Genomic DNA, 23,048 nt, shown 5'->3' on the forward strand with positions numbered 1-23,048 from the left:
GCGATCCGCAGCCACCAGGCAGGTCGGACCCGTGACCCGGGAGCCGACCCGACATCGCCCGCTCCGGCGGGCCGAACCCCAGGAAGGACGATCATGCGCACCAGGCTCATGTTCATGACCGCGGGACTCGCGGCAGCGACCCTCGCCCTCGCCGGCTGCTCCGGCGACTCCGGAACCGCCGGCGGCGGCGCCGGTGGAGGCTCCGAGGGAGGGACCTCCGCGTACGAGGTCGCCTCCGACGTCACTCTCGAGGGCAGCCCGACCTTCGACGCGATGACCGCGGACGGCAAGGTCGTCATCGGCGTCAAGGAGGATCAGCCCGGGCTGGGCTACCTCGACGCGGCGACCGGCGAGCGCTCCGGGTTCGACATCGAGATCGCGAAGTGGACCGCCGCCTCGCTCGGCTTCGCGGCCGACGCCATCGAGTTCAAGGCGATCCCGTCGGCCAACCGCGAAGCGTCGATCGTGAACGGCGACATCGACTACTACGTCGGCACCTACTCGATCACCGACAAGCGCAAGGAGCAGGTCGGCTTCGCCGGACCCTACTTCGAGACCGGCCAGCAGCTGCTCGTCGCGGCCGACAACGACACGATCACCGGACCGGACGACCTCACCGCCGACACCACCGTGTGCTCGGCCACCGGCTCCACCCCGATCCAGAACATCCGCACCAACTACCCCGAGGTGAAGACCGAGGAGTTCGACACGTACTCGCAGTGCGTGGACGCCCTCTCCGACGGCACCGTCGACGCCGTCACCACCGACGGCGCGATCCTGATCGGCTACGCCGCTCAGAAGCCCGACGAGCTCAAGGTCGTCGGAGAGCCCTTCAGCACCGAGCTGTACGGCATCGGCCTGCCCAAGGACGACGACGCCCTGCGCCACTTCGTCAACGGCATGCTGACCGACGGCGGCGAGACCTGGAGCGCCATCTACGACGAGACGCTCGGCCAGTCCGGCACGACCGTCACCCAGCCGGCGGTGAACGACTACTAGGAGGCGCCCCGGGCGGCCCGACCGCCGCCCGGGGGTCCCCTCTCCTCGACCACCACCACCGCTCCGACAGAAGGGCCAGCCGCATGGATGTCCTGTTGAACAACCTCGACGTCTACGTCCCGGCCTTCGGCAACACCCTGATCCTCTTCAGCGTCTCGCTCGTGTTCGCCCTGCTGATCGGCACGGTGGTCGGCGCGATGCGCGTCTCGCCCGTCCCGATCGCCCGCGCGGTCGGCACGGTGTACGTGAACACCATCCGGAACACCCCGCTCACGCTGGTGATGTTCTTCTTCGCCTTCGGCTACCCCAAGCTCGACCTGCCGCAGGTGGACTACACGAACCTGGCGATCTGCGCCCTCAGCCTCTACACCGCGACCTACGTCGCGGAGGTGCTGCGGTCGGGCATCAACACCGTGCCGATCGGCCAGGCCGAGGCGGCCCGCGCGATCGGCCTCGACTTCGGCCTCACGATGACGCAGGTCGTCCTGCCCCAGGCCTTCCGCTCCGTGATTCCGCCGCTCATGAGCGTCCTGATCGCGCTGCTGAAGAACACCACCGTCGCCGCCGGCTTCTCGGTCGCGGAGGCGGGCACCATCGTCCGCGTGCTCAACGAGCGCGGCGAGAACAGCCTCATCGTCGTCCTCTGGGTGGCCCTGGTCTTCGTGGTCCTGGTCACCCTGCTCTCGCTCGTCCAACGTCAGCTCGAGAAGAAGTGGAGGGTCGCCCGATGAGCTCCGTCCTCTTCGACAACCCCGGCCCCCGGGCCGTCGTGCGCAACCGCGTCATCGGCGTCGTCGTCGTCCTGCTGATCGCGGCCTTCCTCGGCTTCGTGGTCTGGCGCTTCGCGGAGTCCGGCCAGTTCGACGCCTCCAAGTGGCGCGCGTTCGGCTACCCGCTGGTCTGGCAGAGCATCGGCGGCGCCCTCGGCCGCACGCTCGCGGCCTTCGCCACGGCGGGCGTCGCCAGCCTCGTCCTCGGCCTCCTCCTGGCGATCGGCCGGCTCTCGGACCGGCGCTGGATCAACGTCCCCGTCACGCTCTTCATCGAGCTGTTCCGGGCGATCCCCGTCCTGATCCTGATGATGCTGATGTACTACGGCCTGCCGTTCGCGGGCCTCAAGCTCAGCCCCTACCTCGCCGTCGTCATCGCCCTGACCCTCTACAACGGCTCCGTCTTCTCCGAGATCTTCCGCGCCGGCATCGAAGCCCTCCCGCGAGGACAGAAGGAGGCGGGCTATGCGATCGGCCTGCGCAAGTCCGGCGTGATGCGGCTCATCCTGTTCCCCCAGGCGATCCGCTCGATGCTGCCCGTGATCATCGCCCAGCTCGTCGTCGCCCTCAAGGACACGGCGCTCGGCTCGATCATCACCTACAACGAGCTGCTGTACTACGCGCGCTACCTGGGCAACCAGTCGAGCCTCGACAGCCCGATCATCCCGGCAGCGATCGTCATCGGAGCGATCTACATCGGCATCTGCCTCCTCCTCTCGGGGCTGGCGAAGTGGATCGAGATCCGCACCAAGAGCGGCGGACGCGGCGGCCGCACCATCGGCGGCCACCCCGCAGCCCGCGCGCAGACGGACACGCAGCTGATCGCTGTGCAGGACTGAACTGTGAGGATCGCCCGAGGGCGATCCTCACCGCGGTCGGCTTCCTGACGGGGTCGGGTTCCGCAGAGCGTCCTGCGTGCGGCTACGGAGAATCGCTGACACGCGATTCTCCTGTTCGCCTCGAGGGTCCGGCGATCGCTCAGCGCATCGAGCGGTGGTGCTCCGCTCCGGCGTCGTCGACGCGGAGGCGGTGATGATCGGGGAGTCGCGATCGGTCCGGGCGTCTTCCCGTCCGGCGGCGCCCGGCTTCCTGCCGGTCGAGCAGCCTCCGACCCCGGCGTAGCGAGAACCCGCCCCTGCTGGTCGAGCAGCGCCGGTGGCGGGGCTTCGAGAGCCGTCGGCGCAGACGGGGGCCTGGCCGCGGGCGAGCGCGACGAGCACCGCGCGCGGGCGGCGGGAGGGGGCGGAGGCCCTCGCCTACACTGGGGGATCGTGTCAGACAGCAACCCGATCACCGACGAGGCCGTCTCCGCGGCGGTCGCCGACGCCCTCGCCGCCATCGGCGCGGCGGGCGACTCCACCGCTCTGAAGTCCGCCCGAGCCGCCCACCTCGGCGAGGGGTCCGCCCTCGCCCGCCTCAACGCGCAGATGCGCTCCGTCCCGCCCGAGCACAAGGCGGCGTCCGGCAAGCTCGTCGGCGGTGCCCGCAAGCAGGTGGGCGACGCCTACGCCGCCCGCGAGGCCGAGCTCGTCGAGGCGGAGGACGCGGCCGCGCTCGAGGCCGAGCGCGTGGACGTCACCGCCGGCGCCAGCTTCGTGCGCCGCGGCGCCCGCCACCCCCTCTCGCTCCTCCAGGAGTCGATCGCCGACGTGTTCGTCGGGATGGGCTGGGAGATCGCGGAGGGGCCGGAGCTCGAGAACGAGTGGTTCAACTTCGACGCCCTGAACTTCGACGAGGACCACCCGGCCCGCGCCATGCAGGACACCTTCTTCGTCGACCCCGTCGACTCGCACCTGGTGCTGCGCACGCACACCTCGCCGGTGCAGATCCGCTCGATGCTCGAGCGCCCGCTGCCGCTCTACGTGATCGCTCCCGGACGGGTGTACCGCACCGACGAGCTCGACGCGACGCACACGCCCGTGTTCACGCAGTTCGAGGGTCTCGCCGTCGACCGCGGCCTGACCATGGCGCACCTGCGGGGCACCCTCGAGCACGTCGCGCGGATCCTCTTCGGCGACGACGCGCGCATCCGCCTGCGCCCGAACTACTTCCCCTTCACCGAGCCCAGCGCCGAGCTGGACGTCTGGCACCCGACCTTCGTCGGCGGTGCCCGCTGGATCGAGTGGGGTGGCTGCGGCATGGTCAATCCGAACGTGCTGCGCGCGGCCGGGATCGACCCGGAGGAGTACTCCGGGTTCGCCTTCGGCATGGGGATCGAGCGGACCCTGATGTTCCGCAACGACGTGAAGGACATGCGCGACATGGTCGAGGGCGACGTCCGCTTCAGCGAGCAGTACGGGATGGTGATCTGATGCGCATCCCGCTGAGCTGGCTGGGGGAGTACGTCGACCTCGAGCAGGACGTCACGACGGAGTCCGTGCACGCGGCCCTGGTGTCGGTCGGCCTGGAGGAGGAGGACGTCCACCGCTTCGAGGTGACCGGGCCCGTCGTCGTCGGTGAGGTGCTCGACCTCGCTCCGGAGCCGCAGAAGAACGGCAAGACCATCAACTGGTGCCACGTCCGCGTGGCCCCGGAGGGCGGGCGTGCCGCCGACGGCGGAGAGGACGTCCGCGGCATCGTCTGCGGAGCCCACAACTTCGCGGCCGGCGACAAGGTCGTCGTGTCACTGCCGGGCGCGGTCCTGCCCGGGCCGTTCCCGATCTCCGCGCGGAAGACCTACGGGCACGTGTCCGACGGGATGATCGCCTCGAGCCGCGAGCTCGGCCTCGGGGACGACCACGACGGCATCCTCCGCCTCGCCTCGCTCGGGCTCGACCCGGAGCCGGGCACGGACGCCGTCGCGCTCCTCGGTCTCGACGACGCCGCGGTCGAGGTCAACGTGACGCCCGACCGCGGCTACGCCTTCTCGATCCGCGGCATCGCCCGCGAGTACGCCCACGCCACCGGAGCCGCCTTCCGCGACCCCGCTCGGGCGCTCCCTCCGCACGAGCGCACGGAGACGGCCCCCGTCTTCCCCGTGTCCGTGGCCGACGAGGCGCCGATCCGCGGCCGTGTCGGCGCCTCCGTGTTCGTCACGCGCGTCGTCCGGGGCGTCGACGTCTCACGACCGACGCCGCCGTGGATGCTCGCGCGACTGCGACTGGCCGGCGTCCGCTCGATCTCGCTCGTCGTGGACATCACCAACTACGTGATGTTCGAGCTGGGCCAGCCGCTGCACGGCTACGACCTGGCGACCCTGCAGGGCGGCATCGTGGTGCGCCGCGCCGCACCGGGGGAGACCCTCGAGACGCTCGACGGCCAGACCCGGCGCCTGCACGCGGAGGACCTCGTCATCGCCGACGACGGCGGGGCGATCGGCCTCGCCGGAGTGATGGGGGGCGCGCGCACCGAGATCTCGGACGCCACGTCCGACGTCCTGCTCGAGGCGGCGAACTTCGACCCGGTCTCGATCGCCCGGACGGCTCGCCGGCACAAGCTGCCGAGCGAGGCGTCGCGGCGCTTCGAGCGCGGCGTCGACCCCGAGGTGGCCTCGGTCGCCGCGGCCCGCGCGGTGCAGCTTCTCGTGGAGCTCGCCGGCGGCACGGCGGACGAGCTCGGCTCGGTCCTGGCCGACCCGCGCACGGCGGAGCCGGTCGAGCTGCCGGACGGCTACGTCGCAGGCCTCATCGGCGTGGAGTACACCCCGGAGGAGATCCGCGGCGCGCTCGTCGAGATCGGCGCCTCCGTCGAGGCCGGCGGAGCGGGCCTGCTGGTGACTCCGCCGAGCTGGCGCCCCGACCTCGTCGACCGCGCCTCGCTCGCGGAGGAGGTCGCCCGCATCACCGGGTACGACCGCATCCCGGCGATCCTGCCCGTCGCGCCTCCCGGCCGCGGGCTGACCCCGGGCCAGCGGCTGCGCCGCACCCTCGCCCAGGCGCTCGCCGCCGCGGGTCTGACCGAGGTGCTCTCGTACCCGTTCCTCTCGCGCTCGATCAACGACCGGCTCGGCTCGGTCGACGGGGAGCCGCAGGAGCAGATCACGCTCGCGAACCCGCTCGACGCGACCGCGGGCCAGCTGCGGATCTCGCTGCTGCCGGGTCTCGTGCAGGTCGCGGCCCGCAACCGCTCGCGCGGCCTGACGGATCTCGCGGTCTACGAGCTCGGCTCCGTCTTCCTCCCGGCCGCCGGCGGCCCGTTCGGCTCCGGGGCGCTCCCTGCGGGCGGGGCGCGTCCGTCCGCGGAGGTCGAGGCCGAGCTGAACGCGGGCATCCCACCGCAGCCGCGGCACCTCGCGGCGCTGCTCACGGGTGCCGCCGTCGTGCGCCAGCCCGGTGTCGCCGGGCGTGATGTCGACTGGCGCGACGCCCTCGACGTGGTCCGCGAGGTCGCCGCGGCGACCGGCACCGAGCTCGTGCTGCGCCAGGGGGCACATGCAGCGCTGCACCCGGGCCGCACCGCCGAGGTCGTGCTCGACGGCGCGGTCATCGGCTACGCGGGGGAGCTGCTCCCGGCGCTCGCCGAGGAGGTCGACCTCCCGCGCCGCGTCGCCGTGGTCGAGCTCGACCTCGAGCCGCTGCTCGCGCGGGCCGGGAGGGTCGTCGTGGCCCGTCCGGTGGGCGCGCTGCCCGCCGCGACCCAGGACCTCTCGCTCGTCGTGCCGGTCGGCATCGCGGCAGCCGACGTGCGCGCCGCCGTCGCCGAGGGGGCGGGCGAGCTGCTCGAGGCGATCCGCCTGGTCGACGACTACCGCGGCACCGGGCTCGCCGAGGGGACGAAGTCGCTGACGTTCGCGCTGCGCTTCCGCGCGCCGGACCGCACGCTCACCGCGGCCGAGGCGACGGCCGCGAAGGAGAACGGCGTGGCCGTGGCGGCGGAGCGCTTCGGCGCCCGACTCCGCGAGTGAGGCCGGGGGTCCCGTCCGGCTCGGCCGGGCGGGGCCCCGCACCCGCACCGGCTAGGCTCTCGGGCATGACTTTCTCCGTGGCGGTGGCCGGTGCGAGCGGCTACGCGGGCGGCGAGCTGCTGCGACTGCTCGCCGACCACCCCGAGTTCGAGGTGCGCACGGTGACGGCGCACGCCAACGCGGGTCAGCCCCTCATCGCCGTGCACCCGCACCTCCGCTCGCTCCGCGACCTCGTCCTCGTCGACACGACGACCGGGAACCTCGCCGGGCACGACGTCGTCTTCCTCGCCCTCCCGCACGGGAAGTCGGGCGAGATCACCGCGACCCTCCCCGAGGACGTCCTCGTCGTCGACTGCGGCGCCGACCACCGCTTGACCGACCCGCAGGACTGGGCCGACTTCTACGGGGGCGACTTCGCCGGGGCCTGGCCCTACGGGCTCCCGGAGCTGCTGATCGGCGGCGGCGGACGCAAGCAGCGCGAGGCGCTCGCCGGAGTGCGGCGCATCGCCGTCCCCGGCTGCAACGTCACGGCGATCACGCTCGGCCTGGCCCCCGGCCTGCACGCCGGAGTGATCGAGTCGTCGGACCTCGTCGCGGTCCTCGCCGTCGGACCCTCGGGTGCGGGCAAGAGCCTGCGGACCGACCTCCTCGCCAGCGAGCTCCTCGGCTCCGCGCACGCCTACGGCCTCGGCGGAGCGCACCGCCACAATCCCGAGATCCGGCAGAACCTCCTGCTCGCCGGAGCCGGACCCGTCTCGATCTCGTTCACCCCGGTCCTCGTGCCGATGTCCCGGGGCATCCTGGCGACCTCGACCGCGCGCCTCGCTCCCGGCGTCTCCGCGCAGGACGTGCGCGCCGCGTGGGAGACCGCCTACGGCGACGAGTCCTTCGTCCAGCTGCTCCCGGAGGGCTCCTTCCCCCGGACGGCCGACGTGGTGGGGGCGAACACCGCTCTGATCGGACTCGCCGTGGACGAGCGGGCCCGCCGCGTCGTGGTCGTCTCGGCCATCGACAACCTCGTCAAGGGCACCGCGGGCGCAGCCGTCCAGTCCACCAACATCGCCCTGGGACTCCCGGAGTCCCTCGGCCTGAGCGTGAACGGAGTCGCGCCGTGAGCGTCACCGCAGCAGCAGGGTTCCGGGCGGCGGGAGTCGTCGCCGGGCTGAAGTCGACCGGAGCGCGCGACGTCGCGCTCGTGCAGAACCTCGGCCCGCTGCAGAGCGCCGCCGCGGTCTTCACGAGCAACCGCTGCAAGGCGAACCCCGTCCTCTGGAGCGAGCAGGTGATGCGCGACGGCGTGGTCTCGGCGATTGTCCTCAACTCCGGCGGCGCCAACTGCTACACGGGTGCTCAGGGCTTCCAGGTCACCCACCGCACCGCGGAGCTCGTGGGCGAGAGTCTCGAGGTGTCCGCCGGCGACGTGCTGGTGTGCTCCACCGGGCTGATCGGCGACCAGCTCGACCTCGCGAAGCTCGCCACCGGCGTGACCGGCGCCTCCGCCGAGCTCGCCGGGGGACCCGTGGCGGGCGAGGCGGCCGCCCGCGCGATCATGACCACCGACACGGTCCCGAAGCAGGCGGTTATCCGCTCCGAGCAGGGCTGGAGCATCGGCGGCATGGCCAAGGGCGCCGGGATGCTCGCGCCGGGTCTGGCGACGATGCTGGTCGTGATCACGACCGACGCGGCCCTCGAGTCCGCCGCTCTCGACACCGCCCTGCGTGCCGCGACCCGCGTCACCTTCGACCGCCTCGACTCGGACGGCTGCATGTCGACGAACGACACCGTCGCACTGCTCGCGAGCGGCGCCAGCGGTGTCGAGGCCGACGCCGACGAGTTCACCGAGGCCCTGACCGCGGTCTGCCGCGACCTCACCCTGCAGCTGCAGGCCGACGCGGAGGGCGCCGCCCACGACGTCGCGATCCGCGTGCTGAACGCCGCGACCGAGGATGAGGCCGTGGTCGTCGCCCGCGCCGTCTCCCGCAGCAACCTGTTCAAGGCCGCGATCTTCGGCAAGGACCCCAACTGGGGCCGCGTCCTCGCCGCCGTGGGCACGACCGATGCGCAGTTCGACCCGTACGGCATCGACGTCGCGATGAACGGGGTGCAGGTCTGCCTCGCGGGCGAGCCGCACGAGAGCCGCGACCTCGTCGACCTCGCCCCTCGGCAGGTCGCCGTCGACATCGACCTGCACGCCGGCGACGCGACGGCCACGATCTGGACAAACGACCTCACGCACGACTACGTGCACGAGAACTCCGCGTACTCGAGCTGAGGCGGCCATGAGCGACGACACCACCCTCTCGGCCGAGAGCCGCGCCGAGCGCGACGCCGCACCCGGGAAGGCCGCGACGCTCATCGAGTCGCTGCCCTGGCTGCAGAGCTTCCACGGGCGCACGATGGTGATCAAGTTCGGCGGCAACGCGATGGTGTCGGAGGAGCTGCAGCGCTCCTTCGCCCAGGACATTGTCTACCTGCGCTACGCCGGGATCCGCCCCGTGGTCGTCCACGGCGGCGGGCCCCAGATCTCGCGGATGCTCGACCGGCTCGGGATCGAGAGCGAGTTCCGGGGCGGCTACCGGGTCACGAGCCCCGAGGCGATGGAGGTGGTGCGGATGGTGCTCACCGGCAGCATCAGCCGCGACATCGTCCGCCGGATCAACGAGCACGGCCCCCTCGCCGCCGGCATCTCCGGTGAGGACGCGGGCCTCTTCGTCGGCCGCCGCCGCGGTGTCGTGATCGACGGCGAGGAGCACGACCTCGGACTCGTCGGAGACGTGATCGCCGTGGACCCCGCCGCCGTCCTCGCTCAGCTCGAGGCCGGCCGGATCCCGGTCGTGTCCTCGATCGCCCCCGACTCGGACGACCCCACGCAGTCGCTGAACGTCAACGCCGACGCCGCCGCCGCCGCGCTGGCCGTCGCGCTCGGCGCCGAGAAGCTCGTCGTCCTCACCGACGTGGCCGGCCTCTACTCCGACTGGCCCGACCGCGAGTCGCTCGTCTCGCACATCCGCTCGGACGACCTCGCGGCTCTGCTGCCCTCGCTCGAATCGGGCATGATCCCCAAGATGACCGCCTGCCTCGACGCCGTGCGCGGGGGAGTGCCCAAGGCCGCCATCATCGACGGCCGCATCCCGCACTCGATCCTGCTCGAGGTGTTCACCTCGGAGGGCATCGGCACCGAGGTCGTCGCCTCGCTCGACCCCCGCGACCGGGAGCGAATGTCGGGCCGCTGATCCTCAGCGGCCCCGGCTCCGAGCGCCCGTCCCGTCCGGGACGCGCGCACCGTCGGCCCTCGCGGCCGGACCGCTCCGATCGAAAGGCCACCATGTCCATCCCCACGACCGCGTCCCGCACCGGCTCGGCGCGCGACCGCTACTCCGCCGCGATGATGCAAACCTTCGCGCCGCCGCTCGCCGTGCTCGAGCGCGGCGAGGGCTGCCGGGTCTGGGACGTCGACGGGCGGGAGTACCTCGACTTCCTCGGCGGCATCGCCGTCAACTCGCTCGGCCATGCGCATCCCGTGTTCGTCGAGGCCGTGACGCGCCAGGCCGGTGCGCTCGCCCACGTCTCCAACTACTTCGCGACCGCCCCGCAGATCGAGCTCGCCGAGACCCTGCGCCGCCTCACCGGGGCCGGGGAGACGGGCCGCGTCTACTTCGCCAACTCGGGCACCGAGGCCAACGAGGCGGCCTTCAAGCTGGCGCGGCTGAACGCGGCCGGCGGCCGGCACCGCGTCCTGGCGCTGCAGAACGCGTTCCACGGGCGGACGATGGGCGCGCTCGCGCTGACCGGCAAGGCGGCCATGCGGGCGCCGTTCGAGCCGATGCCGGGAGGGGTCGAGCACCTCGAGGCGAGCATCGAGGCCCTCGAGGCGGCTCTCGACGAGTCCGTCGCCGCGCTGATCGTCGAGCCCATCCAGGGGGAGGCGGGCGTCATCCCCCTGCCGGGCGGCTACCTCGAGCGCGCGCGTGAGCTCACCCGCGAGCACGGCGCGCTGCTCATCGTCGACGAGATCCAGACCGGGGTCGGGCGGACCGGACGCTGGTTCGCCTACCAGGAGGCGGGGATCCTGCCTGACGCCGTCACCCTGGCCAAGGGGCTCGGCGGAGGCTTCCCCGTCGGAGCGCTGGTGACCTTCGGCGAGGCGTCCGACCTCCTGCAGAAGGGCCACCACGGCAGCACCTTCGGCGGCAATCCGCTCGCGACCGCCGTGGCCGGAGCCGTGCTCGCCGAGATCGAGCGCGCCGACCTTCTCGGCAACGCGCGGGAGCGCGGGGCGCAGATCGTCGACGCGCTGACCGCTCTCGACTCGCCCCTGATCGGAGGGGTCCGCGGCGCGGGCCTCCTCCTGGGCATCGCCCTGACCCGGCCGGTCGCCGCCGAGCTCGCCGCCGCCTGCCTCGACGCCGGCCTGATCGTGAACGCGGCGAACGACTCGAGCATCCGGCTCGCGCCTCCGCTCGTGGTGACCGCCGCCGACGTCGCCGAGTTCGCCGAGCGCTTCGGCCGCGCACTGCAGACCCTCTGACCCCGTACCTCCACCGAAAGCGACCAGCACCGTGACCCGCCACTTCCTCCGCGACGACGACATCACTCCCGCCGAGCAGGCCGAGATCCTCGACCTCGCCCTCGAGCTCAAGCGCGACCGCTTCTCCCGGAAGCCCCTCGCCGGGCCGCAGACCGTCGCCGTGATCTTCGACAAGTCCTCCACGCGCACCCGTGTCTCCTTCGCGGTCGGCATCGCCGATCTCGGCGGCAGCCCCCTGATCATCTCGACCGCGAGCAGCCAGCTCGGCGGCAAGGAGACCGCCTCCGACACGGCGAGGGTCCTGGAGCGCCAGGTCGCCGCCATCGTGTGGCGCACCTACGCGCAGTCGGGCCTGGAGGAGATGGCGCGCAGCACGCGCGTGCCGGTCGTCAACGCGCTCTCGGACGAGTTCCACCCGTGCCAGCTCCTCGCCGACCTGCTGACCATCCGCGAGCACCGCGGTCACCTCGCGGGACTCACGCTCACGTTCTTCGGCGACGGAGCGAGCAACATGGCGCACTCGTACCTCCTGGCGGGGGCCACGGCCGGCATGCACGTCCGCATCGTCTCCCCGGAGTCGTACTCGCCGGACGCGGCGGTCCTGGCCGATGCGCAGCGCATCGCCGCGGCCACCGGCGGATCGGCGATCACCACGACCGACCCCGACGAGGGCGCGGCCGGCTCCGACATCGTGATCACGGACACGTGGGTGTCGATGGGCAAGGAGGACGAGAAGGCGGCGCGCGTCGCGACCTTCGGCGCCTACCGGGTCGACGCCGCCACGATGGCCGCTGCCGCTCCCGACGCGCTGTTCCTGCACTGCCTGCCCGCGGACCGCGGCTACGAGGTGACCGCCGACGTGATCGACGGCCCGCAGAGCGTGATCTGGGACGAGGCAGAGAACCGCCTGCACGCGCAGAAGGCCCTGCTCGTGTGGCTCCTGGAGCGCGCCGGCACCGCCGACGCCGCTCAGTAGACTCGACAGCCGAACCCGAGGAGAACCATGACGGAACGACCCTCCGCCCGCGCGGGCGAGGCCGGAGCCCTGTGGGGCGGCCGCTTCGCCGGCGGCCCCTCGCCCGAGCTCGCCGCGCTCTCGAGGTCGACCCACTTCGACTGGCAGCTCGCCCCCTACGACCTCGCCGGCTCCCGCGCCCACGCCCGGGCGCTCGCCGGAGCGGGCTACCTCGACGACGCCGAGCTCACCGCGATGCTCGCGGCGCTCGACCGGCTCGAGGCTGCCGTCGCCGACGGGAGCTTCGCCGCCGACGAGTCGGACGAGGACGTGCACGGCGCCCTCGAGCGCGGCCTGATGCTCGAAGCCGGTCCCGAGCTCGGCGGCAAGCTCCGCGCGGGGCGCTCGCGCAACGACCAGATCGCCACCTTCGTCCGGATGTACCTCCGCGACCACGCGGCGCTCGTCTCGGAGCTGGTGGTGCAGCTCATCGACGCCCTCGCCGCGCAGGCGTCGGCGCACCCGACGGCGATCATGCCCGGGCGCACCCACCTCCAGCACGCTCAGCCCGTGCTCCTCGCGCACCATCTGCTCGCCCACGGCTGGGCGCTGCTGCGCGATCTGGAGCGCCTGCGGGACTGGGCCGTCCGGGCGGACGTCTCGCCCTACGGCTCGGGCGCCCTCGCCGGCTCGACCCTCGGCCTCGACGCCGAGGCGGTCGCCCGCGATCTCGGCTTCGCGTCGAGCGTGCCGAACTCGATCGACGGGACGGCCAGCCGCGACCTCGTCGCCGAGTTCGCCTTCGTCACCGCCATGATCGGGATCGACGTCTCGCGCATCGCGGAGGAGGTCATCCTCTGGAACACGCGGGAGTTCGCCTTCGTCACGCTCGACGACGGCTACTCGACCGGGTCCTCGATCATGCCGCAGAAGAAGAACCCCGACATCGCCGAGCTCGCCCGGGGGAAGTCCGGCCGCTTGATCGGCAACCTCACCGGGCTGCTCGCGACCCTCAAGGCGCTGCCGCTCGCCTACAACCGCGACCTGCAGGAGGACAAGGAGCCGGTCTTCGACTCGGTGACGACCCTCGAGGTGCTGCTGCCCGCGTTCAGCGGCATGATCGCGACCCTCACCTTCCACACCGACCGGATGGCGGAGCTCGCGCCCCAGGGCTTCTCCCTCGCGACCGACGTGGCCGAGTGGCTCGTGAAGAAGCACGTGCCCTTCCGGGACGCCCACGAGATCACCGGTGAGCTGGTCAAGCTGGCGGAGTCGGAGGGGAGGGGGCTCGAGGATCTCGACGACGCCGCGCTCGCCTCGGTGTCGCCGCTGCTCACTCCAGACGTGCGGTCCGTCCTCAGCATCGAGGGATCGGTGGCGAGCCGGGACGGTGTCGGCGGCACGGCTCCCGACCGCGTCGCGGAGCAGCTCGCCCGGCTGACCGAGCGCGTCCGGGTCGTGCGCGGATCCCTCCGAGGGGAACGCCCGTGACTCTTCGAGGAGCGCCGGGCGACGACGGACGTCCGCCGCTGCGCCCCTGGCAGCAGCGGACTCTGGTGCTCGTCGCCGCAGTCGTCATCGTCGCGGTGATCGTGATCACCCTCGTGTCGGGCCAGAGCTTCTTCTGAGCGCCGACCTCCCCGACCTCGCGCGCTCGGCCCTCGAGGTGGCACCGGAGCTGCTCGGCCGCGTCCTCCTGCACCGCACGCCGGAGGGCGTGGTCGGCGTCCGGCTGACCGAGGTCGAGGCGTACCTCGGAACCGGTGAGGATCCGGGCTCGCATGCGCACCGCGGACCGACACCCCGGACGGCTCCCATGTTCGGTCCGCCCGGGTCCGTGTACGCGTACTTCACCTACGGGATGCACACCTGCGTGAACATCGTCTGCTCCCCGGCGGGCACGGCGTCGGCGGTGCTGCTGCGCGCCGGCGAGATCGTATCGGGGGAGGATCTCGCGATGATCCGGCGCGGACCCGTTCGCAGCCGGGATCTGGCCCGCGGACCCGCACGGCTGGCGAAGGCCCTCGGAGTCCGTCTCACCGAGTCGGGCGACCCGCTCGAGGCGGCGTTCGAGCTGCTGCCGGGGGAGAGGCCGTCCTCCGTGGCGGCGGGCCCGCGCACCGGCGTCTCGGGCCCGGGCGGCGGGGACGACTTCCCGTGGCGCTTCAGCATTCCGGGCGACCCCACCGTCTCGCCCTACCGGAGAGCAGTGCCCCGGCGGCGGCCCGGAGCTCAGCCCGCGAGGTAGAGCCGTGCGAGAACGCCGAGAGCCGCCGCCCAGGCGAGGCTCGCCAGCGTGCCGATGATGAACCGCTCGCGCGCCTCCGGGGAGGCGAGCTCGCTGAAGCGGCCGACGCCCTTGATCGCCACCACGACCGCGATCCCCTCGGGGAGACCGCTCATCAGTGCGCCGGCCGTCGCGATCCGCTCGAGGACCCCGATCGTCGTCCCCCCGCGCAGCACCTCGATCGGCTGGCCGATCGCCGAGGGCGCGCTTCCGGCGGCGGGGCGGGAGGTTCCGGCGACCATGATGCCGCCGTGGCTGCCGCTGCGGGAGTCGGCCGTCGCGAGCCGGAGGGTGAGCAGCACGACCGGCCCGCCGCCCGCGACCGCCAGCGCGAAGGCCAGCACCGCCACCAGGACGGAGTGGATCGGGGGCGCGGACGGTCCGGCGACCGCCGTGAGCAGGAAGGCGGCGGCCGCCGCCACGAGGGGGATCCAGGCGAGCTGCGGACGGCGCAGGCGCACGGCGAGCACCGCACCGGCGAGTCCGGCGAGCAGCACGAGCACCACGCCCGTCCACGAGGCGGACTGCAGCGCGGAGGCGAGGAGCAGGGCGGGGGATCCGGGGGGTGCCGTCATCGGGGTGTCCTCTCGTCGGTGGGGTCGAGCGTACGGTCGACCACTGTCAGCAGGCGCGCGAGCGCGTCACGGGCGGGAGCGTCGACTCGAGCACTCGCCGCGCGGACCCGGAGGCTGACCGCCTGCGGGCTGACGGCGAGGCGCTCGGCCGCATCCTTCTGGGAGAGGCCGCTCTCGAGCAGGTCGACGATCTGCCAGCCGGCCTCGGAGCGCGCGTCGCGCAGCAGGAGGAGCGGATCGATCAGCGCCTGGACGTCCGCCGGTGCCGGCGCCGCCGTTCCCGGTGCGTCCGGATCGAGGGAGAAGCGCGTCGGCCGGCCCTTCGCCGCCTCGACCGCCCGGCGCGCCGCGAAGTACGCCTCCCCGGTCGCCGCTCTCGTGGTCGCGGGGAGTGGCCGGTCGACGGGGCCGATCCCGAGGCCGATGCTCCAGTGGCCGGTCCGGTGCAGCTCGAGCACGAGCGCGACGACGGCATCGGCCCGGTCGAGCACGCACTGGAACTCGTCGCCCGCCGTCCGCTCCGGGGGCAGGACGAACGTCGCCCGACCGTCGTCGATCAGGCTCGCGATCGTCTGGTCCACGCGGTCGTGGTCGTGCCTGCTGTCGCGCTGATCCGCGGTGATGACGAACATCGGACCTCCTCGATCAAGTATCGGCACTTGATCGCCCGGGATCAAGCCTGTGCGCTTGTCTCCCGGAGACCGGCTCCTTCCCGCCGCGGTAGCCTGGTCGGGTGATCGACCAGCACCTCCCCGGGTCCGCGACGAGCCCGCAGCTCGACCCCGCCTTCGACTCCGTGTGGGACGAGCTGGTCTGGCGAGGCTCAGTGCACGTGTCGACCGATGCGGGAGCGTTGCGCGAGCTGCTGTCGGGGGAGCCGATCACCTACTACTGCGGGTTCGACCCGACCGCGCCCAGCCTCCACCTCGGGAACCTGGTGCAGCTGATCGTCATGCGCCGGCTCCAGCTGGCCGGGCATCGGCCGCTCGGGCTCGTCGGCGGCTCGACCGGGCTGATCGGGGATCCGCGTCCGACGGCCGAGCGGACGCTGAACTCGCGCGAGACGGTGACGGCGTGGGTCGAGCGCCTCCAGGCGCAGGTGTCCCGGTTCGTTCCCGCGGGCGGCGACAACGGGCTGCGCCTGGTCAACAACCTCGACTGGACCGCTCCGCTGTCGGCGATCGACTTCCTGCGGGAGATCGGGAAGCACTTCCGCGTGGGGACGATGCTCAAGAAGGACGCGGTCAGCGCCCGCCTCAACTCCGATGCGGGGATCAGCTACACCGAGTTCAGCTACCAGATCCTGCAGGGTCTCGACTACCTGGAGCTCTACCGGCAGTACGGGTGCGTCCTGCAGACCGGCGGCAGCGACCAGTGGGGCAACCTGACGAGCGGGACCGATCTGATCCACCGCACGGAGGGCGTGTCGGTCCACGCGATCGGCACACCGCTGGTGATGAACTCCGACGGCACCAAGTTCGGCAAGAGCGAGGGCAACGCCGTCTGGCTCGACTCCGAGCTCACCAGCCCGTACGCGTTCTACCAGTTCTGGGTCAACACGGACGACCGTGACGTCGCCGACCGCCTGCGGATCTTCACCTTCCTGCCGCGCACGGAGATCGAGCGCCTGGAGAAGGCCGTCGCCGACGAGCCGTTCCGCCGGGAGGCGCAGCGCGCGCTCGCCTGGGAGGTCACGTCGCTGGTGCACGGAGCGGAGGCGACGCGCTCGGTGATCGACGCCTCGGCCGCGCTCTTCGGCAAGGGCTCGCTCGAGGGGATCGACCCGGTCATCCTCCGTGGCGCGCTCGAGGCGGTGCCCTCGATGGAGGCGACTCCGGAGACGCCGGCGCTGCAGGCGTTCGTCGAGACCGGACTCGTCGCCAGCACGGGGGAGGCGCGGCGAGCTCTCGCCCAGGGCGGGCTCTCGGTGAACAACACCGCCCTCCCGTCCGAGACCGTCACGCTCGGCGAGCTACCGCTGATCGACGGGATCGCCGTTCTCCGCCGAGGCAAGAAGAGCTTCGCCGGAGCCTTCGTCCGCTGATCGCGCGCCCGCTCTCCTCGGGCGGACCCGGGCGGTGACGGCGCCGGCGGCGGCAGGCCGATCGGTACTCGGTGTTCGGTGTCGGGTACCCGGTACCCGGTGTCCGGTACCCGGTGTCCGGTACCCGGTGTCCGGTGTCCGGTACCCGGTGTCCGGTACCCGGTGTCCGGTGTCCGGTACCCGGTGTCCGGTACCCGGTGTCCGGTACCCGGTGTCCCGCGACGCACGGACCCCGGATCGCGACACGCCCGGGACGCAGGCGATTTGCCGCTCGGCCGAGGCCCGACGTAATGTAACTCCTCGTCACCCCAAAGGAGCGGCAAGCGGGAGTCAGGCGCAGAGCGTCGAGACCAGCTGGCCCACCTCAAGCGGGGACCATCCCCTCGCTCCCAGGCCTGTTAGAGATTCGTCTCTTGAAGGCTGCGGGATCGCGAGCGTAAGATGCAAAGCCTCCACGGGACACGGTCCCGGCTTCGTTGCAAGGCCTCACGGCCGAGCCCGGTGCAGCGGTGCGATCCTCGATCGTGCAGCGAACACCACGAAGAAGCCGGACTTGACACGGCCTGCGGATGTGCTAAGTTAGTCGAGTTGCCACGGAGGCGATCGGGACTTCGGTCCTGACAAGCCTAACCGGTCTCGGCAAGCAAGACAAATCGAGTGGCTCACGCCCTCGTACAGCAAACTTCGATAACTTCCGTTGTGAAGCACCGTTCTGGTGTGGAGGCGGGATGTGTCCGATTCTTGAGAACTCAACAGCGTGCACTATGTTCAATGCCAATTTTATACCCCGGCCTTGATCTTCGGATCGGGTTGGGATTCCTTTGGAAATTGATGTCAGCTTCCGGCTTTCGGGTCGGAGAGATGTCTTATTTGCTAGAGGTCAAACTTGACTCTCCTTCTCTTCGGGGTTGGGGGTCGTAATTTTTTTACGGAGAGTTTGATCCTGGCTCAGGACGAACGCTGGCGGCGTGCTTAACACATGCAAGTCGAACGATGAAGCCCAGCTTGCTGGGTGGATTAGTGGCGAACGGGTGAGTAACACGTGAGTAACCTGCCCTTGACTCTGGGATAAGCGCTGGAAACGGCGTCTAATACCGGATACGACCTGCCCTGGCATCGGGTGCGGGTGGAAAGTTTTTCGGTCAAGGATGGACTCGCGGCCTATCAGCTAGTTGGTGAGGTAATGGCTCACCAAGGCGACGACGGGTAGCCGGCCTGAGAGGGTGACCGGCCACACTGGGACTGAGACACGGCCCAGACTCCTACGGGAGGCAGCAGTGGGGAATATTGCACAATGGGCGAAAGCCTGATGCAGCAACGCCGCGTGGGGGATGACGGCCTTCGGGTTGTAAACCTCTTTTAGTAGGGAAGAAGGGCTTCGGCTTGACGGTACCTGCAGAAAAAGCACCGGCTAACTACGTGCCAGCAGCCGCGGTAATACGTAGGGTGCAAGCGTTGTCCGGAATTATTGGGCGTAAAGAGCTCGTAGGCGGTTTGTCGCGTCTGCTGTGAAAACCCGAGGCTCAACCTCGGGCCTGCAGTGGGTACGGGCAGACTAGAGTGCGGTAGGGGAGAATGGAATTCCTGGTGTAGCGGTGGAATGCGCAGATATCAGGAGGAACACCGATGGCGAAGGCAGTTCTCTGGGCCGTTACTGACGCTGAGGAGCGAAAGCGTGGGGAGCGAACAGGATTAGATACCCTGGTAGTCCACGCCGTAAACGTTGGGAACTAGATGTGGGGACCTTTCCACGGTCTCCGTGTCGCAGCTAACGCATTAAGTTCCCCGCCTGGGGAGTACGGCCGCAAGGCTAAAACTCAAAGGAATTGACGGGGGCCCGCACAAGCGGCGGAGCATGCGGATTAATTCGATGCAACGCGAAGAACCTTACCAAGGCTTGACATATACCGGAAACTTCCAGAAATGGTTGCCCCGCAAGGTCGGTATACAGGTGGTGCATGGTTGTCGTCAGCTCGTGTCGTGAGATGTTGGGTTAAGTCCCGCAACGAGCGCAACCCTCGTTCTATGTTGCCAGCACGTCATGGTGGGAACTCATAGGAGACTGCCGGGGTCAACTCGGAGGAAGGTGGGGATGACGTCAAATCATCATGCCCCTTATGTCTTGGGCTTCACGCATGCTACAATGGCCGGTACAAAGGGCTGCGATACCGTAAGGTGGAGCGAATCCCAAAAAGCCGGTCTCAGTTCGGATTGAGGTCTGCAACTCGACCTCATGAAGTCGGAGTCGCTAGTAATCGCAGATCAGCAACGCTGCGGTGAATACGTTCCCGGGCCTTGTACACACCGCCCGTCAAGTCATGAAAGTCGGTAACACCCGAAGCCAGTGGCCTAACCGCAAGGAGGGAGCTGTCGAAGGTGGGATCGGTGATTAGGACTAAGTCGTAACAAGGTAGCCGTACCGGAAGGTGCGGCTGGATCACCTCCTTTCTAAGGAGCATCTGGACACCGCAGGGTGTTCCAGGCGCCAGATCAAAGCGAATGTCTTTGCTGGTAGCTCATGGGTGGAACATTGAACTAGGTGCTCGGTGAGATCGTCTCGCGTCAGTACAGCCTTCGGGTTGGGAACGCGTCGGGGCGGTGGAGTCGGGTACATGCACGCTGTTGGGTCCTGAGGGACCGGGCCGGCTGCCTTCGGGTAGCGGGGTCGACTCTCCGGATCCTTTTCTCACGCCTGGGTGTGTGGGAGAGGGATACCGCCCGTATTTTGAGAACTACACAGTGGACGCGAGCATCTTAGATTCACGGCTTCGGTCGTGGATCGACAAGATTCGCATGGCGCGGCTTTCGGGCTGCGGTCATGCAAATCATTGGATCTGCAACTTTTCGAGTTGTAGTTTCTTAACTCATGTGATTAGCAAGTTCATAAGAGCAAACGGTGAATGCCTTGGCATCTGGAGCCGAAGAAGGACGTCGTAATCTGCGATAAGCCTCGGGGAGCTGATAAACGAGCTGTGATCCGAGGATTTCCGAATGGGGAAACCCCGCCAGGCCCCTTGTGGTGACCTGGTGACTCCCGCCTGAATATATAGGGCGGGTAGAGGGAACGTGGGGAAGTGAAACATCTCAGTACCCACAGGAAGAGAAAACAACAGTGATTCCGTCAGTAGTGGCGAGCGAACGCGGAAGAGGCTAAACCGAGTCATGTGTGATACCCGGCAGGGGTTGCATGGCCGGGGTTGTGGGACTTTTCATTCCGGTCTGCCGGCCGGTGAACGTTACAGCGCATCATAGACGAACAGGTTTGAACGCCTGGCCAGAGCGGGTGCGAGCCCCGTAGTCGAAATGGTGTTATGGCGTGAAGAGTATCCCAAGTAGCACGGGGCCCGAGAAATCCCGTGTGAATCTGTCAGGACCACCTGATAAGCCTAAATACTCCCAGATGACCGATAGCGGACAAGTACCGTGAGGGAAAGGTGAAAAGTACCCCGGGAGGGGAGTGAAATAGTACCTGAAACCGTTTGCTTACAAACCGTCGGAGCCTCCTTGTAGGGGTGACGGCGTGCCTTTTGAAGAATGAGCCTGCGAGTTAGTGCTCTGTGGCGAGGTTAACCCGTGTGGGGCAGCCGTAGCGAAAGCGAGTCCGAATAGGGCGATTCAGTCGCAGGGTCTAGACCCGAAGCGAAGTGATCTATCCATGGCCAGGTTGAAGCGACGGTAAGACGTCGTGGAGGACCGAACCCACTTCAGTTGAAAATGGAGGGGATGAGCTGTGGATAGGGGTGAAAGGCCAATCAAACTTCGTGATAGCTGGTTCTCTCCGAAATGCATTTAGGTGCAGCGTTGCGTGTTTCTTGCCGGAGGTAGAGCTACTGGATGGCCGATGGGGCCCAAAAGCTTACTGACGTCAGCCAAACTCCGAATGCCGGTAAGTGAGAGCGCAGCAGTGAGACTGTGGGGGATAAGCTTCATAGTCGAGAGGGAAACAACCCAGACCACCAACTAAGGTCCCTAAGCGCGTGCTAAGTGGGAAAGGATGTGGAGTTGCACAGACAACCAGGAGGTTGGCTTAGAAGCAGCCACCCTTGAAAGAGTGCGTAATAGCTCACTGGTCAAGTGATTCCGCGCCGACAATGTAACGGGGCTCAAGCACGCCACCGAAGTTGTGGCATTGACATTAGTGGTAGGCCTTCGTGGTCCAGCCGTGTTGATGGGTAGGAGAGCGTCGTGTGGCGAGTGAAGCGGCGGTGTGAACCAGCCGTGGATGCCACACGAGTGAGAATGCAGGCATGAGTAGCGAAAGACGGGTGAGAAACCCGTCCTCCGGAAGACCAAGGGTTCCAGGGTCAAGCTAATCTTCCCTGGGTAAGTCGGGACCTAAGGCGAGGCCGACAGGCGTAGTCGATGGACAACGGGTTGATATTCCCGTACCGGCGAAGAACCGCCCAAGACAATCCAGTAGTGCTAAGTATCTGAATCCCTTTGATGGATCCCTTCGGGGTGAAGCGTTGGGCCTAGCGTACGACCCCGTGCTGGTGCGTTTAGCGTATTAACAGGTGTGACGCAGGAAGGTAGCCGAGCCGGGCGATGGTTGTCCCGGTCTAAGGATGTAGGGCGAACGATAGGCAAATCCGTCGTTCATATAGCCTGAGATCTGATGGGTAGACGCAAGTCGAAATCGGTGATCCTATGCTGCCAAGAAAAGCATCGACGCGAGGTTCTAGCTGCCCGTACCCCAAACCGACTCAGGTGGTCAGGTAGAGAATACTAAGGAGATCGAGAGAATCGTGGTTAAGGAACTCGGCAAAATGCCCCCGTAACTTCGGGAGAAGGGGGGCCTGAGGCGTGAACGGACTTGCTCCGGGAGCGTTCGATGGCCGCAGAGACCAGTGGGAAGCGACTGTTTACTAAAAACACAGGTCCGTGCTAAGTCGCAAGACGATGTATACGGACTGACGCCTGCCCGGTGCTGGAAGGTTAAGAGGAACGGTTAGCCGCAAGGCGAAGCTGAGAATTTAAGCCCCAGTAAACGGCGGTGGTAACTATAACCATCCTAAGGTAGCGAAATTCCTTGTCGGGTAAGTTCCGACCTGCACGAATGGCGTAACGACTTCCCAGCTGTCTCAACCGCGAACTCGGCGAAATTGCATTACGAGTAAAGATGCTCGTTACGCGCAGCAGGACGGAAAGACCCCGTGACCTTTACTATAGTTTGGTATTGGTGTTCGGTGTGGCTTGTGTAGGATAGGTGGGAGACTGTGAAGCGGGCACGCTAGTGTTCGTGGAGTCATTGTTGAAATACCACTCTGGTCACTCTGGATATCTAACTTCGGACCCTAATCGGGTTCAGGGACAGTGCCTGATGGGTAGTTTAACTGGGGCGGTTGCCTCCCAAAGAGTAACGGAGGCGCCCAAAGGTTCCCTCAACCTGGTTGGCAATCAGGTGGCGAGTGTAAGTGCACAAGGGAGCTTGACTGTGAGACTGACAAGTCGAGCAGGGACGAAAGTCGGGACTAGTGATCCGGCAGTGGCTTGTGGAAGCGCTGTCGCTCAACGGATAAAAGGTACCTCGGGGATAACAGGCTGATCTTGCCCAAGAGTCCATATCGACGGCATGGTTTGGCACCTCGATGTCGGCTCGTCGCATCCTGGGGCTGGAGTAGGTCCCAAGGGTTGGGCTGTTCGCCCATTAAAGCGGTACGCGAGCTGGGTTTAGAACGTCGTGAGACAGTTCGGTCCCTATCCGCTGCGCGCGCAGGAAATTTGAGAAGATCTATCCCTAGTACGAGAGGACCGGGATGGACGAACCTCTGGTGTGTCAGTTGTTCCGCCAGGAGCACCGCTGATTAGCTACGTTCGGAACGGATAACCGCTGAAAGCATCTAAGCGGGAAGCCGGCTTCGAGATGAGATTTCCATCCCTTCGGGGGAGAGGCTCCCAGCCAGACGACTGGGTTGATAGGCCGGATGTGGAAGACAGGACTAAAGACTGTCGGAGCTGACCGGTACTAATAAGCCGATAACTTGATAATCACTACACTCATACCGTTGTAAAGGCTGGTAGGAGTGGTCAGAGATTGCTTGCGTCCA

At 68.3% G+C, this 23,048-nt stretch carries 16 protein-coding genes and 2 rRNA genes; 16 read left to right on the top strand and 2 right to left on the bottom strand.

Annotated features, from left to right (window positions below; all coding sequences use genetic code 11):
- The first annotated feature begins 93 nt into the window (after window positions 1–93).
- From GSU40_RS06350 to GSU40_RS06410, 13 genes are all read left to right on the top strand, one after another.
- Window positions 94–999, top strand: a complete 906-nt coding sequence (locus GSU40_RS06350) for a glutamate ABC transporter substrate-binding protein (RefSeq protein ID WP_159913628.1) — start codon at window positions 94–96, stop codon at window positions 997–999.
- Between the two features lie 83 nt (window positions 1,000–1,082).
- Window positions 1,083–1,730, top strand: coding sequence for an amino acid ABC transporter permease (locus GSU40_RS06355; RefSeq protein ID WP_104224491.1), 648 nt, complete (start codon window positions 1,083–1,085; stop codon window positions 1,728–1,730).
- Window positions 1,727–2,608 (top strand): amino acid ABC transporter permease, encoded by an 882-nt coding sequence (locus tag GSU40_RS06360; RefSeq protein WP_104224492.1) that lies wholly within the window; start codon window positions 1,727–1,729, stop codon window positions 2,606–2,608. Before GSU40_RS06355 ends, GSU40_RS06360 begins: the two co-directional genes overlap by 4 nt.
- Before the next feature lie 432 nt (window positions 2,609–3,040).
- Window positions 3,041–4,081 (top strand): phenylalanine--tRNA ligase subunit alpha, encoded by a 1,041-nt coding sequence (gene pheS / locus GSU40_RS06365; protein ID WP_104250188.1) that lies wholly within the window; start codon window positions 3,041–3,043, stop codon window positions 4,079–4,081.
- On the top strand, window positions 4,081–6,612 hold the full coding sequence (pheT, locus tag GSU40_RS06370) for a phenylalanine--tRNA ligase subunit beta (protein ID WP_160034119.1): 2,532 nt from the start codon (window positions 4,081–4,083) through the stop codon (window positions 6,610–6,612). The genes pheS and pheT overlap by 1 nt, the downstream gene beginning before the upstream one ends.
- Window positions 6,613–6,677: 65 nt before the next feature.
- Window positions 6,678–7,727 (top strand): N-acetyl-gamma-glutamyl-phosphate reductase, encoded by a 1,050-nt coding sequence (gene argC / locus GSU40_RS06375; protein WP_160034121.1) that lies wholly within the window; start codon window positions 6,678–6,680, stop codon window positions 7,725–7,727.
- On the top strand, window positions 7,724–8,884 hold the full coding sequence (gene argJ, locus GSU40_RS06380; RefSeq protein ID WP_104238643.1) for a bifunctional glutamate N-acetyltransferase/amino-acid acetyltransferase ArgJ: 1,161 nt from the start codon (window positions 7,724–7,726) through the stop codon (window positions 8,882–8,884). The genes argC and argJ overlap by 4 nt, the downstream gene beginning before the upstream one ends.
- A gap of 7 nt (window positions 8,885–8,891) precedes the next feature.
- On the top strand, window positions 8,892–9,845 hold the full coding sequence (gene argB, locus GSU40_RS06385; RefSeq protein WP_160034123.1) for an acetylglutamate kinase: 954 nt from the start codon (window positions 8,892–8,894) through the stop codon (window positions 9,843–9,845).
- Between the two features lie 92 nt (window positions 9,846–9,937).
- Complete coding sequence (locus GSU40_RS06390) at window positions 9,938–11,140, top strand: acetylornithine transaminase (protein WP_104238644.1); 1,203 nt, start codon at window positions 9,938–9,940, stop codon at window positions 11,138–11,140.
- Between the two features lie 31 nt (window positions 11,141–11,171).
- Complete coding sequence (gene argF, locus GSU40_RS06395) at window positions 11,172–12,116, top strand: ornithine carbamoyltransferase (protein WP_104309758.1); 945 nt, start codon at window positions 11,172–11,174, stop codon at window positions 12,114–12,116.
- A gap of 27 nt (window positions 12,117–12,143) precedes the next feature.
- On the top strand, window positions 12,144–13,586 hold the full coding sequence (gene argH, locus GSU40_RS06400; RefSeq protein ID WP_160034125.1) for an argininosuccinate lyase: 1,443 nt from the start codon (window positions 12,144–12,146) through the stop codon (window positions 13,584–13,586).
- A complete protein-coding gene (locus GSU40_RS06405; protein WP_160034127.1) occupies window positions 13,583–13,723 on the top strand; it encodes a hypothetical protein in 141 nt (46 codons plus the stop codon). The genes argH and GSU40_RS06405 overlap by 4 nt, the downstream gene beginning before the upstream one ends.
- Complete coding sequence (locus tag GSU40_RS06410) at window positions 13,720–14,343, top strand: DNA-3-methyladenine glycosylase (RefSeq protein WP_160036167.1); 624 nt, start codon at window positions 13,720–13,722, stop codon at window positions 14,341–14,343. Before GSU40_RS06405 ends, GSU40_RS06410 begins: the two co-directional genes overlap by 4 nt.
- On the opposite strand, the gene GSU40_RS06415 is transcribed toward GSU40_RS06410, so the two are convergent.
- Both GSU40_RS06415 and GSU40_RS06420 read right to left on the bottom strand, forming a co-directional pair.
- Window positions 14,328–14,957: a hypothetical protein gene (locus GSU40_RS06415; RefSeq protein ID WP_160034129.1), complete on the bottom strand. Its 630-nt coding sequence runs from the start codon at window positions 14,955–14,957 to the stop codon at window positions 14,328–14,330. The two genes, GSU40_RS06410 and GSU40_RS06415, sit on opposite strands and share 16 nt — an antisense overlap.
- Window positions 14,954–15,589, bottom strand: coding sequence for a DNA-binding protein (locus GSU40_RS06420; RefSeq protein WP_160034131.1), 636 nt, complete (start codon window positions 15,587–15,589; stop codon window positions 14,954–14,956). The genes GSU40_RS06415 and GSU40_RS06420 overlap by 4 nt, the downstream gene beginning before the upstream one ends.
- A 101-nt stretch (window positions 15,590–15,690) precedes the next feature.
- Here GSU40_RS06420 and tyrS point away from each other — a divergent pair, with 101 nt between their 5' ends.
- The 3 genes from tyrS to GSU40_RS06435 all read left to right on the top strand — a co-directional run bounded on the left by tyrS (window position 15,691) and on the right by GSU40_RS06435 (window position 22,990).
- A complete protein-coding gene (gene tyrS / locus GSU40_RS06425) occupies window positions 15,691–17,001 on the top strand; it encodes a tyrosine--tRNA ligase (RefSeq protein ID WP_160034133.1) in 1,311 nt (436 codons plus the stop codon).
- Window positions 17,002–17,926: 925 nt separating this feature from the next.
- Window positions 17,927–19,449: ribosomal RNA gene (locus GSU40_RS06430) — 16S ribosomal RNA — on the top strand.
- A gap of 425 nt (window positions 19,450–19,874) precedes the next feature.
- Window positions 19,875–22,990: ribosomal RNA gene (locus GSU40_RS06435) — 23S ribosomal RNA — on the top strand.
- The 16S and 23S rRNA genes sit together here, the layout of an rRNA operon.
- Window positions 22,991–23,048: the final 58 nt, after the last annotated feature.

This window comes from Rathayibacter sp. VKM Ac-2805, assembly GCF_009834265.1.
GTDB lineage: Bacteria > Actinomycetota > Actinomycetes > Actinomycetales > Microbacteriaceae > Rathayibacter.

Coding starts and splice junctions, on each gene's coding strand:
- GSU40_RS06355 (WP_104224491.1), top strand. CDS start 1,083: ATGGATGTCCTGTTGAACAACCTCGACGTCTACGTCCCGGCCTTCGGC.
- GSU40_RS06415 (WP_160034129.1), bottom strand. CDS start 14,957: ATGACGGCACCCCCCGGATCCCCCGCCCTGCTCCTCGCCTCCGCGCTG.
- GSU40_RS06350 (WP_159913628.1), top strand. CDS start 94: ATGCGCACCAGGCTCATGTTCATGACCGCGGGACTCGCGGCAGCGACC.
- argB (WP_160034123.1), top strand. CDS start 8,892: ATGAGCGACGACACCACCCTCTCGGCCGAGAGCCGCGCCGAGCGCGAC.
- GSU40_RS06420 (WP_160034131.1), bottom strand. CDS start 15,589: ATGTTCGTCATCACCGCGGATCAGCGCGACAGCAGGCACGACCACGAC.
- GSU40_RS06360 (WP_104224492.1), top strand. CDS start 1,727: ATGAGCTCCGTCCTCTTCGACAACCCCGGCCCCCGGGCCGTCGTGCGC.
- argH (WP_160034125.1), top strand. CDS start 12,144: ATGACGGAACGACCCTCCGCCCGCGCGGGCGAGGCCGGAGCCCTGTGG.
- pheT (WP_160034119.1), top strand. CDS start 4,081: ATGCGCATCCCGCTGAGCTGGCTGGGGGAGTACGTCGACCTCGAGCAG.
- GSU40_RS06390 (WP_104238644.1), top strand. CDS start 9,938: ATGTCCATCCCCACGACCGCGTCCCGCACCGGCTCGGCGCGCGACCGC.
- argC (WP_160034121.1), top strand. CDS start 6,678: ATGACTTTCTCCGTGGCGGTGGCCGGTGCGAGCGGCTACGCGGGCGGC.